The following is a 12,826-nucleotide window of genomic DNA, read 5'->3' on the forward strand; positions in this document are numbered from 1 at the left end:
AGCGTGGGGGAATTTCTTGAACAAGCGCGACCATCATCCCCAACGCCAGCGCAGCTTGGTCATTCCGAACGCGCCCTTAATAAGCAGTTGCGCGACGGGAGGGCAGGCCTGGACGGCGATCATGTCCGCAACCTTGATGCGATCTGCATGCGACTAACCGCTAGGCTCGCGGTGCTAGACAAGAACAGTCATCTGGCTGGAGCGGGCCATGCGGCCTTGGGTAACGCCGTGACAAGTAAATCCGAACGGTACTACGAGGTTGGTGGTCAAGGGCAAACCAAGCATCTGATCGAGTTGGATGCGTACGTGGCAGAGGCGCTGGAAACTCCTGCCTGTCAAATCGATACGACCATCAACTTCTACAATTTGCCAAGTACTTCCCTGCAGCGCGGCAGGAAGCGCGATGCGTCCATCGGGGTCGCAATCATAAACCACCGCAAACGTACTGTGCTCCTCGCGGAGCTACTGGCCTATACAGGCGAAAGAAAAGAGCTTTCGCCCCTTCCTACTATATTGAATCTCCGACCAGTACGATTGCCGGCCCCGGCTTCAGAAGAGCCGTGATAGCGGCCCGGCAAGTGCTTCTGAAATGCCTTGGCAATATGCCACTCCCTACTTTGTGATTTGTATTCACTGGCCATCCCAGGGAATGTAGCGGGCTTTCATGAACAGAAATTCAAACATTATATGCATCAAGGTAGAATGCTCTTGGCCTATCTTCTATGGCTTACATTTCCGACTTGGGCATCTGAGCCGGACATCGAAATTCCCGCCACTGCGCGTACCGCCTGCGACATGCCATTTCAGCGCCTGGTCGAAAAGAAGATCGAGCAGGGAGTTCCATCCAAGCACCTCCCTCGGCTGGGCTTCCCGGAGAATGGGCCATCGGATGTCACAGTGATCCTTGTCCACGGCCTATTCGAATCGCCCTACTTCTTGCGAGGCGCTGGGGAACGATTGCGTGCGCAGGGTTACAACACGCTATCGATTCTTCTGTCGGGCCAATGGGGGAAAGACACTGTTAGCGCGCGCGACGTCACTTTCTTTCAGTGGCTGGACGAATTGGATCGGGCCATGTTGATAGCGTCATGCTTGGGGCCGCGCGTCGTTTTCGCTGGACACTCCTTGGGGGCCACCGTCGCGCTCGCGGGCGCACTGAAGTATCCAGACTACACTGCGGGCCTACTGCTTTGGGCGCCGGCCTTAAAACTCAAGCTGCTGCCGACTGTCGGTGGCGCTATTGGGGTAATGACTGGACTTAGTGGCAATGTATTTCTCGGAAAGCGCCCCGATCTTGACGAAACCCCTTACTACTCCGGCAATCAGGCCAACGAAGCAAGGCGCCTGGCAAAATTCATCTTTGCGCGTCACGCGAAAAATTCACGAACGGGAGAGGAAGACCATTCAGGAGGCGCAATATACGAAGAAATAACGGCACCAACTTTTTTGGTTGTACCCATGAAGGACCCGGCTGTGCAGCCAGAGGCCGCATTTAGTATGTATGACGGCTTATCTGGAGAGAAAATGATGATTGTGTACCCGCAGAACTCGGACGTGTGGCACGCAAACGTGGCGAAATCCGAGCTTGATGCCTATAAGGTCTCTCCGAAAGACTTCAATAAGAACTTCGATGAAATGATGAACCAGATCGAGGGATTTTTTAATCAGAAAATCGATGCCTCCGGTCACCGGAACAATCCCCTGCGAGAACTCGATGAACCCTTGCCGGTCCGCTGAAATCAAACGCTGGAGCATCAAGGCAGGCGCACTGCTTAGCCTTTGCTTCGCAGCACCGCCGGTCGGCGCCGCCGACCCTTCGATAAGCTCCTTCAAGCCGACTGCGACATGCAGCGAAGAAATTCGTCGCGTAAATGGCGACAAGCGGGATTTGTGGACGTACATGGTTGACAAGGTCGAGCCGCCGCAGCAAATCCAGTTGATTGCCTACATCTTCGATACGGATGAGACTGGGCTGCGTCTGTTGAGACATCTTATCGACGCATCGGTTCGCGGCGTGAAGGTTCAGCTTTTGATAGATGGCGTTGGGCCGGGAGTGTCTATGCCTATCAATGGAGACCTCGTAGCGGCCATAAGGAAAATGGCTCCCGGCCTCGAGATCCGAGTTTTCAATCCAAAATCCAGGATTTTACGGATACGAAAGCGCGCTCACGACAAACTTTTCCTGGCAGGCGATTACGCAATTGTAGGCAGCAGCTCGATATGGGACGCCAGCGCTAAAGGCTGGCTGATCGAAGAGGACGTGGCGCTTCGCGAGCTCACCCCTGGACACAGTGATGTTTTCGCACGAATGCGGTCGCATTTCCAACTGTTTTGGCAATCACCCTACAGCGTGGAGATTCAGCCAGGGAAAGGGCGACAGCAGCGAGCTGGTACGCAAGCGATCTTGCGCAAGCTGCAGGCTGTGCCGTTGCATACGACAAATGGACTTGATGCCGCGGCGGTGCCCGTGAGCGCCGGCGACGCCTTCTGTCCCAGCTTGCGCTACTACCACGATCAGCCAGATAAAAGCAGGGATGATGGAACTCTGGGCGGTGTGCTTCAACTGATCGACGAGGCGCGTCGGGAGATCGTCATCGTTAACCCCTACATCCTTCTGGTTCCAGAAGTCCGTGGCGTGCTGAAGCGCAAGATTCAAGCCGGGGTTAGGGTGGTGATACTAACCGCCTCGATCGTCAATCTGTCTAACGAATTTCCGCCATTAGCAAAAGCGTATGCCAATGACCTCCCCGCGCTGGCTCGAGACGGATTCGAGGTGCGCGAGTACCTAGATCCCGTCGAGGGAAGGATGCTGCATGCGAAGGTCATGCGAGTAGACAATCACTCGTACTTTGTCGGCAGCTTCAACTTCGACCCCCTGTCGGCGCGGCACAATACCGAGAATGGAATACGCGTTGACTATCCAGCCTCGCGAAAATCCAGGCTAGCGGATGAACTTGATCGAGAAATCTCGGCGCTCCTTGAGGGGGCAACCTTGGTAGCCGATGGTCATGGGCGCTTGGTCGTTGACGATCCCCAGCGCTGCACCCAGATCAACTGTAAGAACCCCCTTCGGTGGTTGGGGCCACTGATCCGTGGTTCGCTGTGAATAGTCTCCCAGTACTCAATCGTGATGCGCTGGTCAGGCAGGTTTTGGACCACGGAGCCGTGCGTCACCCCGGCATGTCATCGACCCTCGGTGCGCGCACGACTTGGAGGCAAGTTCAGCGATCCTGGTTAAATAGTCGATGCCGAATGATGTGGAAGGCCGTGTCATTAATCAACGCACGGACCGGACCACTCTTGAGCAACGGACCATATCCCACAGGGCATCCGACGAGCAGGTATGAAGAGGTCGAAATGCAGCGGGGCACCGCATCCCTCGGGAATTGCAGCGCCCCGCCGCCGCACTACTTCTTGCTCTTACCTACAGTCGGGGCGAAGGCCTTCGTGTAAGTCTCGCAGACGTTTTTGACTGATGTTTTCCCAGCCTCCGCCAGCGCTTCGATGGTGACAACCGGAATCAGCGACTTCCTATCCTTCGCGGAGAAGTGGAACACCACACCACGCTCACCGACGCTACGGGCGTGAGCACCAGCTTCGGCAAGATGTCCCTCAACTTTCATCGCCGCCATCTCACCGGCGGCGGATGTTACCCCAGCATCCGCGAAGCCCTGCCCTGCGCAATACTGCAATGCGCCGATCATGTTCTGTGTGCTGAGGTATGCCATGGCATCTGGAACCGGCGTGTTGGCAAGGGCGGTGCCACTTCCACTCAACGCGACGACAGACAGCGCGATTACTTTCAATGAGACTCGCATGAACACAGATCCTTACTTCGTTAGAAAAACGCCGTCCCATCGGAACAGCACAGGCTCGTCGGCTTCCACAAAAGTAGATAGCTGACCTGGCGATGATCTGGGGTGGAATGTGAATATGCCCAGTACAGCCCGCGAAGGCTACTGGCATATAGGGCTCGGCCGATCAACCACACGATTTATTTACATACAATAAAAGTTCACATTAATCCCGCGGCGAAGAAAGCCTCATGCACTACCGACGCCGGAGCCCAGAGAAGGCATCCGTTAAACACCTTCCGCCTGGCACGTAGAGGCCGAGTGCCGTTCCGCAGTTTCGCCGTGAGCGGCGCGCTGGCCCACCCAGCGGCAGTGACCCACCCCCTGAAAATCGGGCCAACGTAAAGTAGAGACGTCGCCCGGCATGGCCCCCGTGGATCACGAGGAATCCTGCGATGAAGAAGTGCCGTTTCACTGAGGAGCAGATTGCCTATGCGCTCAAGCATGTCGACGCGGGGATGGCGGTCGAGGAGGTGCGCCGCAAGATGGGCATCGCGGAGGCGACGTTCTACGTGTGGCCCAAGAAGTACGGCGAGCTGGGGCCTTCCGAGCTCAAGCGGCTGCGACTGCTGGAGGAGGAAAACCCCAAGCCCAAGCAGACAAGAAAGCCGCCCGAGGGCGGCTTGTAGGGCGCAGTGGTGGGTAGCATCCTACGGGCTGTGCAGTGGAAAACGCGCCACCTCGTAGTAGTGCCCGGCCATCTCGATGCCGGTCCAGCTGTAGCCCTTAAGATCTGCGGCGACCTGCATGGTGCCCGGCCTTGCCACCCCAAGACGTACTCGGCCTGGTTGCGGAACCGGCCCAGCTGGGGTCGCATGCTCTCGCGGCCTTGTCCCATAGGGAGACACCAGTATTCAGGTGACGATAATGGGATCAAGTGATCCTGTGACCAAATCCAAGTACTCCGCCCAATCCAAGGCGCAAGCCATTGATATAAATGAATATCAATCTCCGCATCAGGCAGATTTAGAGGATCACCGGCTTACGCAATGTGTTGCAGGAACTACGGGTTCTGCCATACCTTCGGGGGACAGGGGGCTTGAGACTAGTAAAGGGAATTTATGAAATCACTCTATAGGTCATCACTCGCAGTAGTTCTCGGCGTCGGCGCATTGGCAAGCGCGAACAATGGATTTGCGATTAGCTATCCAGGCGTAACCGACAGCCCGAAGAACGTTGTTCATATGCAGGCAAATGAGCGCCTTCAGCTAGAAAGTGAACTCACCAAGGAGGCGCAGCGAATTGTAAATGGTCTTCCTCCATTGCCAGGCCAAGCCTCCAATAGTCATAGGGTCTTTGCAAAATTCGACAGAACCGGCGAGCTGTTGATAGTGGATCTTGGCAAGGACTTCATCCCCAAAAGCTATGGTGCCCAGCTCGAAGACAACTTGCATGAGATATCCAGATCCCTCATTTCATTAATGGAAGGCGTGATCCCTATCGGGGGCATTGAGTTCCGATTTAGCGGTGAAAACATATACCACTACTTCCCCGAGGAACGACGCGAAACGCCGATCCAGAAATCGCCAACCAACAAAATTTCGACGCGAGCCGAGCTCCGCGCCGACCCCCCCAAAGTAATGATATCAGCCGGACATGGATCTTATTATCACTACGGATTCAAGGACTGGCGATTTCAACGCGACAGCTACAACGGCGTTGTCGAGGACTTGATTACGCCGCCCATGGCGGAATTTCTATCTAGCGCACTGGTAAGCCGAAGTGGAGCGACGACATCCTTTGTCAGATCCCGGGAATCCACTATTCATCAGCCAAGCGGGCTTGAGTGGTGGAAAGTCTCGTCAAGATATCACCTCGCGAGCAAGTACCCGGAACTCACGTCGGTTTGGAATTCCAAAGCATCGTCACCGCGCGAGGGAGATATTGAAAGAACCGAAGATCTATATGCGCGCCCCCTTTTCGCGAACAATCAGCAAGTTGATGCTCTTCTTCAAATTCACACAAACGGCGTTTCAGACACAACTGCACGTGGATTGAGACTGATCTATCAGCCTGGACGCGCTGAAGATCAGAAGCTGGCAGAAAGCGCCCTCTGCTATATGAAGGAACTAATCAACTCAACGCCAGGATACGAGTCCTATCCTGCGGGCGGAGTTTACACCGATGACAATGCTGAGACGCGGGTAGCAACGATGTCCACAGTGATCGCTGAAGTTGGGTTCCATACGAATCCGGACGATCAAGCCGCATTGAAGGATCCCGTGTTCCAAAAGGCCGCCATGCTCGGTTTCGAGAAAGGCTACCGCATGTATCGCGAAGGTAAGTCTTGCTCAGCCTTCGCTATCACCTCCACAGGCCCTGCTGCTGGCAAAGGTCCGAGCAAAGTCCCGGTCTCCTTCACCTACGTGGGATACCCTCAAGGAGTGATGAAAGCGGACGCAAAAATCGTGCAGTGCGCACCAGGACACAGGTGCGGCGATGCCAAGGGACTACCGGTTACGATCAAAGACGGGCAGCTAAGCTGGAATTTTGGATGCGACTCTACTGAGTCGAGCGATGCAACCCATACGGTACAAACGACAATCTACGACGCTGATGGAGTCAAGGCAAAACCAATTGTGTCCACCGTAACCTGCCAAGCCTAGTAATCATGGGCGTTCAGCGCTAGGGAAGTTGAGAGTGAACTGCTCTTTTGACTGAGGCTCTACGTGTGAGCCGTCGGTGACTATGGGAAGGTGACAGTGCCATTGTCGTTTGGAATCTAGACGGTGGGAGCCACCGTGCATGGTCCGATAGTTGCGACCCTGGGTTGGCCACTAACAATCTCCGCGCCAGTGTCGTATGGACGCATCGGAAGCCCAAAACCAATGGCCACCCAACGGGCGGCAATTGGTCATCTCAAAACGCTACAGCGCGGTCAGACTTGCGACAGCCTGCTCTTGGCCACGTCGAAGTAGTGGCCGGTCATCTCGATGCCGGTCCAGTTGTAGCCCTCCGCGTCCGCGGCTACCAATGTGTTGCCCGAGCCGGCGAACGGATCGGGGATGCACCCGCCCTGCTCGCAGATCCGCACCAGCTGGCGCATGAGGTCGGTCGGCTTGCCGGTGAGGTGGTGCTTGTCCGACTTACGCACTGCCTCGCGGAAGACACGCGACTGGCAATGAGCGAGGGAGTGATTGAGGAAGACGAGCGGTTCTCGATGCACGGTCTCAAGCACCGGGGCATTACCGACACCGAGGGCAACCGTGGCGACAAGCAGGACGCGGCCGGGCACAAGTCACCGACCACGACGGGTCGCTACGATCACGATATGCCCATCGTGAAACCACCGCGCAAGCGTTGAATTTTCCCGGAAATTTTCCCGCTGGCACAAAAAAAGGCACCTGGCGGAAGCCTAAGTGCCTGTTTTTTTTGGTGGGCCCACCAGGATTCGAACCTGGAACCAAGGGATTATGAGTCCCCTGCTCTAACCGTTGAGCTATAGGCCCGGTGCAGCCTCACAGTGTAGTGAGGCTGGCAATGGGTTTCCACTGCGCGCCAAACCAGGCCCGTGCGCCACTACTGCCCCAGGCGCTGCATCAACCGATCCAATGGAGCACGGTTGTGGTACTCACCGCGCAGGCCGCGCTCGCGCTCGCCACACTCCCCATTGTCGGCCACCACCAGGTCGGTGCCGCGCAGCAGTACTCGTGTCGTGCAGCGCCCCTGGTGCAGGTACAGCACGTCCTCATCCTCCTCTGGTGCAACACGGCCCACAACCCGCGGCGCGGCGCCCTCGCCGTTACCAGGCACGCTCAGCTCGAATGCGCCCCCCTTGGCTGCGATGTCGATGGCATTTCCGTCGCTGCGCTCCCAATGGGCAACCCAGTCGGTCAGGCTGGTCTCGACATAGTTGCTCGTTTTCATCACGCGCGGCTCCGGTGCCCAGCCCACCACTTCCTTGCTCGGCGGACGTGCTTTCACGCAGTAGTAGCTGTTCCAGCGGTCGCCGATCACCAGGCCAGTGCCCGGTTCCATCTCCTCGCCACTGCGGCACCCATCACGCTCTTCGTCCAGGCAGCCTTCCGCCTCGCCCAGCAACAGCACCTCCCCGGCGTCGACCACGCGGCCCACGACATAGTCGAACTGGCTGCTGAAGAAACTCTCGGCATTGCACGCCGGCGGTTGTGGAGTATCCGCCCAGGCAACCAGCGGTGACAGCGAGAGCAGCAGGATCGGCAGTTTCATCGGCATTCCATTGACCTGGGCGAAAACAGGACACGTATCCTATCCCCTCGCCTGCAACGCGGATGATCGCAGGCAAAAAAAACAGACCCCGCTTGCGCGGGGTCTGTCAGGTACTTCATGTGCAGCGGATACGCGTCAGTCGATATCCAGGAAGCTGCGCAGCTGCTCCGAGCGGCTCGGGTGACGCAGCTTGCGCAGGGCCTTCGCTTCGATCTGGCGGATGCGCTCGCGGGTCACGTCGAACTGCTTGCCGACCTCTTCCAGCGTGTGGTCGGTGTTCATGTCGATGCCGAAGCGCATGCGCAGCACCTTGGCTTCACGCGGGGTGAGGCCGGCCAGCACGTCACGCACGGTTTCAGACAGGTTGATGTTGGTGGTGTTCTCGATCGGGGACTCCACGTTGGTGTCCTCGATGAAGTCGCCCAGATGGGAATCCTCGTCGTCACCGATCGGGGTTTCCATCGAGATCGGCTCCTTGGCGATCTTCATCACCTTGCGGATCTTGTCTTCCGGCATGTCCATTTCCTTGGCCAGCTCCTCCGGCGTGGCCTCGCGGCCGTACTGCTGGAGCATCTGGCGGGAAATGCGGTTCAACTTGTTGATCGTTTCAATCATGTGCACCGGGATACGGATGGTGCGCGCCTGATCGGCGATCGAACGGGTGATGGCCTGGCGGATCCACCAGGTCGCATACGTGGAGAACTTGTAGCCACGACGGTATTCGAACTTGTCCACGGCCTTCATCAAGCCGATGTTGCCTTCCTGGATCAGGTCGAGGAACTGCAGGCCGCGGTTGGTGTACTTCTTGGCGATCGAGATCACCAGGCGCAGGTTGGCCTCGACCATTTCCTTCTTGGCCTTGCGCGCCTTGGCTTCGCCGTAGGCCATGGCACGGCTGAGTTCCTTCAGATCGTCCAGGTCCAGCTGGGTCAGCTTCTCGATGTCGATCGTCGCCTGCTGTTCGGCGATGATCTGATCCTTCACTTCGCGCAGGGCCGATGACCACTTCTGCTTGCGCTTCAGTGCGTCTTCCACCCACTCCAGGTTGGTCTGGTTGCCTTCCCAGGAGCGGATGAAATCCTTGCGCGGCATGCGTGCGGTGACGGTCGCCAGGTTCAGCACGCGGCGCTCATGGGCCTTGATGCCGGCCATGGTGTCGCGCAGCTGCTTGGTCAGCACGTCGGTCAGCGGCAGCGGCAGCTTCAGGGTGACGAACACCGCCGACATCTCCTCGCGGAGCTTCAGCAGGCTCTTCTTGTCGCCCTTGGCCACAGCCTTCTTGAACGCATTGAAGGCATCGCTCAGCGCCTGCATGCGCGCGGCGACTTCCTCCGGGTCCGGACCGGTCGGTGCGGCTTCTTCATCGCCGCCCTCGACATCATCGTCCTCTTCCTCGTCAGCGTCGGCGTCTGCGTCGTCACCGTCATCGGAGGCAGCGGGCGCGGCCGGGGCGGCCACCTCTTCAGCCAGGTCGTTGAAGCCGACGATCACTTCGGCCAGGCGCTTCTTGCCTTCCTTGTGGGCTTCGTAATCGTTCAACAGCGATTCGACCGACACCGGGAACTGGCCCAGTGCGGCCTGCACCTGCGAAAGGCCTTCCTCGATGCGCTTGGCGATGGCGATTTCGCCTTCGCGGGTCAGCAGCTCGACGGTGCCCATTTCGCGCATGTACATGCGCACCGGGTCGGTGGTACGGCCACCTTCGGTGTCGAGTGCGCTCAGTGCGGCGGCAGCTTCTTCGGCCGCGGTGTCATCGACTTCGCGGTTACCGGTGTTGCCGTCATTGAGAAGCAGGGTTTCGACATCCGGCGCAACTTCATGGACATCAATGCCCATGCCGTTGATCATGCCGATGATGTCTTCGATCTGTTCCGGGTCGACCATGTCGTCCGGCAGATGGTCATTGACTTCGGCGTAGGTCAGGTAGCCCTGTTCCAGGCCCTTGCTGATCAGTTGCTTGATTTCGGATTGGGCAGGACGTTCGTTGGCCATGTAGTGCTCGCGCCACCGGCTAGGGGGAAATAGGGAACGTAGCATTATACCAGCCCGGGGCCCCGCCTGCCGGGCGGTGGTCCCGCAGGCTCAGGGCCTGAGAAGGAAGGTCACGGGACCGTCATTGACCAGGCTGACGACCATATGGGCACCAAATCGGCCCGTTTCCACCCCCGGCGCGTGATTTTCACGACAGATCTCGACAAATCGATTGAACCCCTGTTCAGCCTCTGCCGGCGGAGCGGCGCTGGTGAAACTCGGGCGCATGCCCGAACGGGTATCTGCGGCCAGGGTGAACTGACTGACCAGCAGCAGCCCGCCACCGGTGTCGCGCAATGATCTGTTCATCTTTCCGGCCTCGTCGGCGAACACCCGGTAGCCCAGCAGGCGCTCGGCCATCCGCTGCAGCTGGGCTTCGGTATCGCCCGGCTCCATCCCCACCAGCGCCAGTAGGCCGGGGCCGATCTGCCCCACCGCTTCGTCATCGACATGGACGGCGGCCTGGCTGACACGTTGGATCAGGACGAGCATCTGCGGGCTTCCAATGAACGGGCCGGCCACGATAGCAGCGCCCTTGGCTAAACTGGCGCCGATGAATCCGCAACGCAAAGCCCGGCTGGTCTACCGCGCCACCACCCTGTTCGCCCGCCTGCCCTGGCCGCTGCTGCGGGGATTCGCGCGCGGCCTGGCGTGGGCGTGGATCAATCTCAACGCCCGCGAGAGCCGCGTCACCCGGCGCAACCTGGAACTGGCCTATCCAGAACTGGACGGCGCCGCACGCGACCGCCTGCACCGCGAGCTGCTGCGCTCCACCGCCCTGCAGGCCATCGAGACCCTGCGCTTGTGGAGCCAGGAACCCGCCGACAACCTGCGCCTGCACCTGAAGCAGCGCCACGGCGAAGCCCTGTACGACGCGGCGCTGGCCAGTGGCAAGGGCGTGATCGTGGCCGCGCCGCACTTCGGCAACTGGGAGCTGTTGAACCAATGGCTGGCCTCGCGCGGGCAGATCGCCATCGTCTACAAGCCGCCGGAGGACGAGGCCAGCGACGCCTTCCTGCAGATCGTGCGCGGCGGCCAGAACGTGCAGCAGGTGCGCGCCGAAGGCCCGGCCGTGCGCCAGCTGTTCAAGGTACTCAAGGACGGCGGTGCCACCGGCATCCTGCCCGACCAGCAGCCCAAGGCCGGCGATGGCGTGTTCGTGCCATTCTTCGGCGTGCAGGCACTGACCATGACCCTGGTCAACCGCCTGGCCGAACGCACGGGGGCCACCGTGCTGTACGGCTGGTGCGAGCGGATCGGCCCGGACATGGAATTCGCGCTGCACATCGAGCCGACCGACCCGTCCGTGGCCGACCCGGACCCGCAGGTGGCCGCCACCGCGCTCAACGCCGGCATCGAGCGGATCGCCCGCCGCGACCCGGCGCAGTATCAGTGGACCTACAAGCGCTATACCCTGCGACCACCGGGCAGCGACGAGGAAGACCCGTATGCGACCGAAGAGCATCCACACTGAAAGCCGCTCCCGCCGGCCTGCGACAGACCGCCGCAGCACGTTGAATACGACGCTGGCGCCCCCATAGAGACACCGATGTCTGCCTCCCCCGGTCCTGCCATGTCTGCTTCTTCCCTGTTCGGCGATCCGGCCGCGATCCGCTGCGAGCGCGCGGTGGCCGAACTGCGCGCCGGTCGCCCGGTCCTGCTCCATGATGGCCAGGGCCAGCGCCTGGCGGTGATCGCGCTGGACAGCGCCACCGCCAGCAGTTTCGCGGCCTTCGCCACTGCCGCGCGCGAGCGCCACTACCTGTTCCTGACCGCCACCCGCGCCCGCGTGCTCGGGGTGGAGGCCGCGGAGGGCGCGCGCCTGCCGCTGGCCGGTGTCGCCTTCGATGCCCTGCCCTCGCTGGGCTACCTGCGCGAGCCGGGCCCGATGCCGGACGGCTGGAGCGCCGGTGACGCCTTCGATGCCGGCGCAGTGGAACTGGCCCGCCTTGGCCTGCTGCTGCCGGCGATGGTGGCGGTGCGCCTGGACGTCGATGACCGCACCTTCGACGGTGCCGCCGAAGTGGCGCTGTGCGACCTGGCTGAAGGCGCGGCGCATGCCGCCCACGATTACGAGCTGGTGGCGCGTTCACCGGTGCCGCTGCGCGACGTCGGCATGACCACCTTCGCGGTGTTCCGCGGTGGCGTGGCCCAGCGCGACCAGGTGGCGATCATCGTCGGCGAACCGGACCTGTCAGCCGTGGTACCGGTGCGGGTGCATTCCTCGTGCCTGACCGGCGACCTGTTCGGTTCACTCAAGTGCGACTGCGGCGATCAGCTGCGGCGTGGCCTGCGCAAGCTGAAGGAACTGGGTGGCGGCGTACTGCTGTACCTGGACCAGGAAGGCCGTGGCACCGGCATCGCCGCGAAGATGCGTGCTTACGGCTACCAGCACGACGGCCTGGACACCATCGATGCCGATGCACAGCTGGGCTTTGGTGCCGACGAGCGCCGCTACGGCAGCGCGGTGGCGATGCTGCGTGGCCTGGGCATCGCGCGCGTGGCCCTGCTCAGCAACAATCCGACCAAGGCGCAACGCCTGCGCAATGCCGGCATCGAGGTGCTGGACTGCATCCCGGTCACCGGCGAGATCACCGCCGAGAACGAGCATTACCTGCGCACCAAGGCCGACCGCGCCGGCCACATGCTCGATGTCGACGCGCTGATCCAGGCTGCCCAGTAATACGGCCGACCTGCTACCGTCTGCGCGGTGCGGTCGTCGCCGCCATCGCCTGCCCTGCTGCCTGACGGAG

The 12,826-nt window shown here is 60.1% G+C and carries 11 protein-coding genes, 1 tRNA gene and 2 pseudogenes; 8 read left to right on the forward strand and 6 right to left on the reverse strand.

The features are described 5' to 3' along the window. Positions 1-3: 3 nt before the first annotated feature. The 3 genes from DI041_RS18415 to DI041_RS18425 all read left to right on the forward strand — a co-directional run bounded on the left by DI041_RS18415 (position 4) and on the right by DI041_RS18425 (position 3,106). The gene (locus DI041_RS18415; protein ID WP_136638534.1) at positions 4-564 is read left to right on the forward strand and encodes a hypothetical protein; all 561 of its coding nucleotides are present in this window, start codon (positions 4-6) and stop codon (positions 562-564) included. Between the two features lie 138 nt (positions 565-702). Next, complete coding sequence (locus DI041_RS18420; RefSeq protein ID WP_169050330.1) at positions 703-1,737, forward strand: alpha/beta hydrolase; 1,035 nt, start codon at positions 703-705, stop codon at positions 1,735-1,737. Then, on the forward strand, positions 1,715-3,106 hold the full coding sequence (locus DI041_RS18425; RefSeq protein WP_169050331.1) for a phospholipase D-like domain-containing protein: 1,392 nt from the start codon (positions 1,715-1,717) through the stop codon (positions 3,104-3,106). The genes DI041_RS18420 and DI041_RS18425 overlap by 23 nt, the downstream gene beginning before the upstream one ends. A 301-nt stretch (positions 3,107-3,407) precedes the next feature. Here DI041_RS18425 and DI041_RS18430 read toward each other — a convergent pair whose 3' ends face one another. After that, positions 3,408-3,818, reverse strand: a complete 411-nt coding sequence (locus tag DI041_RS18430; protein ID WP_136638537.1) for a hypothetical protein — start codon at positions 3,816-3,818, stop codon at positions 3,408-3,410. A 431-nt stretch (positions 3,819-4,249) separates the two neighbouring features. On the opposite strand from DI041_RS18430, the pseudogene DI041_RS18435 reads away from it, so the two are divergent. After that, positions 4,250-4,453, forward strand: a pseudogene (locus DI041_RS18435) (transposase); the annotation flags it as partial. Positions 4,454-4,915: 462 nt separating this feature from the next. After that, positions 4,916-6,460 carry an N-acetylmuramoyl-L-alanine amidase gene (locus tag DI041_RS18445; protein WP_136638539.1) on the forward strand — a complete coding sequence of 515 codons (1,545 nt, stop codon included), beginning with the start codon at positions 4,916-4,918 and terminating at the stop codon, positions 6,458-6,460. A 272-nt stretch (positions 6,461-6,732) separates the two neighbouring features. On the opposite strand, the pseudogene DI041_RS18450 reads toward DI041_RS18445, so the two are convergent. Then, positions 6,733-6,963: pseudogene (locus tag DI041_RS18450) on the reverse strand (DNA methyltransferase); the annotation flags it as partial. A gap of 12 nt (positions 6,964-6,975) precedes the next feature. Here DI041_RS18450 and DI041_RS18455 point away from each other — a divergent pair. Continuing rightward, positions 6,976-7,158, forward strand: a complete 183-nt coding sequence (locus DI041_RS18455) for a site-specific integrase (RefSeq protein WP_136638540.1) — start codon at positions 6,976-6,978, stop codon at positions 7,156-7,158. Between the two features lie 69 nt (positions 7,159-7,227). On the opposite strand, the gene DI041_RS18460 is transcribed toward DI041_RS18455, so the two are convergent. The 4 genes from DI041_RS18460 to dtd all read right to left on the reverse strand — a co-directional run bounded on the left by DI041_RS18460 (position 7,228) and on the right by dtd (position 10,565). Next, a tRNA-Ile gene (locus DI041_RS18460) sits at positions 7,228-7,303 on the reverse strand. Positions 7,304-7,373: 70 nt separating this feature from the next. Beyond that, the gene (locus DI041_RS18465) at positions 7,374-8,042 is read right to left on the reverse strand and encodes a hypothetical protein (RefSeq protein WP_046983409.1); all 669 of its coding nucleotides are present in this window, start codon (positions 8,040-8,042) and stop codon (positions 7,374-7,376) included. Positions 8,043-8,177: 135 nt separating this feature from the next. After that, positions 8,178-10,034 (reverse strand): RNA polymerase sigma factor RpoD, encoded by a 1,857-nt coding sequence (rpoD, locus tag DI041_RS18470; protein WP_046983410.1) that lies wholly within the window; start codon positions 10,032-10,034, stop codon positions 8,178-8,180. Positions 10,035-10,124: 90 nt separating this feature from the next. After that, complete coding sequence (gene dtd, locus DI041_RS18475; protein ID WP_046983411.1) at positions 10,125-10,565, reverse strand: D-aminoacyl-tRNA deacylase; 441 nt, start codon at positions 10,563-10,565, stop codon at positions 10,125-10,127. Between the two features lie 61 nt (positions 10,566-10,626). Between dtd and DI041_RS18480 the strand changes: the two genes are divergently transcribed. Then, positions 10,627-11,547 (forward strand): lauroyl acyltransferase, encoded by a 921-nt coding sequence (locus DI041_RS18480; RefSeq protein ID WP_136638541.1) that lies wholly within the window; start codon positions 10,627-10,629, stop codon positions 11,545-11,547. 75 nt (positions 11,548-11,622) lie between these two features. Further along, entirely contained in the window at positions 11,623-12,756 is a 1,134-nt protein-coding gene (gene ribA, locus DI041_RS18485) for a GTP cyclohydrolase II RibA (RefSeq protein ID WP_046983413.1), read from the forward strand. Positions 12,757-12,826 lie beyond the last annotated feature (70 nt).

The organism is Stenotrophomonas maltophilia, from assembly GCF_004920835.1.
Lineage (GTDB): Bacteria > Pseudomonadota > Gammaproteobacteria > Xanthomonadales > Xanthomonadaceae > Stenotrophomonas > Stenotrophomonas maltophilia_AQ.

Coding starts and splice junctions, on each gene's coding strand:
- rpoD (WP_046983410.1), bottom strand. CDS start 10,034: ATGGCCAACGAACGTCCTGCCCAATCCGAAATCAAGCAACTGATCAGC.
- DI041_RS18430 (WP_136638537.1), bottom strand. CDS start 3,818: ATGCGAGTCTCATTGAAAGTAATCGCGCTGTCTGTCGTCGCGTTGAGT.
- DI041_RS18480 (WP_136638541.1), top strand. CDS start 10,627: ATGAATCCGCAACGCAAAGCCCGGCTGGTCTACCGCGCCACCACCCTG.
- DI041_RS18455 (WP_136638540.1), top strand. CDS start 6,976: ATGAGCGAGGGAGTGATTGAGGAAGACGAGCGGTTCTCGATGCACGGT.
- DI041_RS18420 (WP_169050330.1), top strand. CDS start 703: ATGCTCTTGGCCTATCTTCTATGGCTTACATTTCCGACTTGGGCATCT.
- ribA (WP_046983413.1), top strand. CDS start 11,623: ATGTCTGCCTCCCCCGGTCCTGCCATGTCTGCTTCTTCCCTGTTCGGC.
- dtd (WP_046983411.1), bottom strand. CDS start 10,565: ATGCTCGTCCTGATCCAACGTGTCAGCCAGGCCGCCGTCCATGTCGAT.
- DI041_RS18425 (WP_169050331.1), top strand. CDS start 1,715: ATGAACCCTTGCCGGTCCGCTGAAATCAAACGCTGGAGCATCAAGGCA.
- DI041_RS18445 (WP_136638539.1), top strand. CDS start 4,916: ATGAAATCACTCTATAGGTCATCACTCGCAGTAGTTCTCGGCGTCGGC.
- DI041_RS18465 (WP_046983409.1), bottom strand. CDS start 8,042: ATGAAACTGCCGATCCTGCTGCTCTCGCTGTCACCGCTGGTTGCCTGG.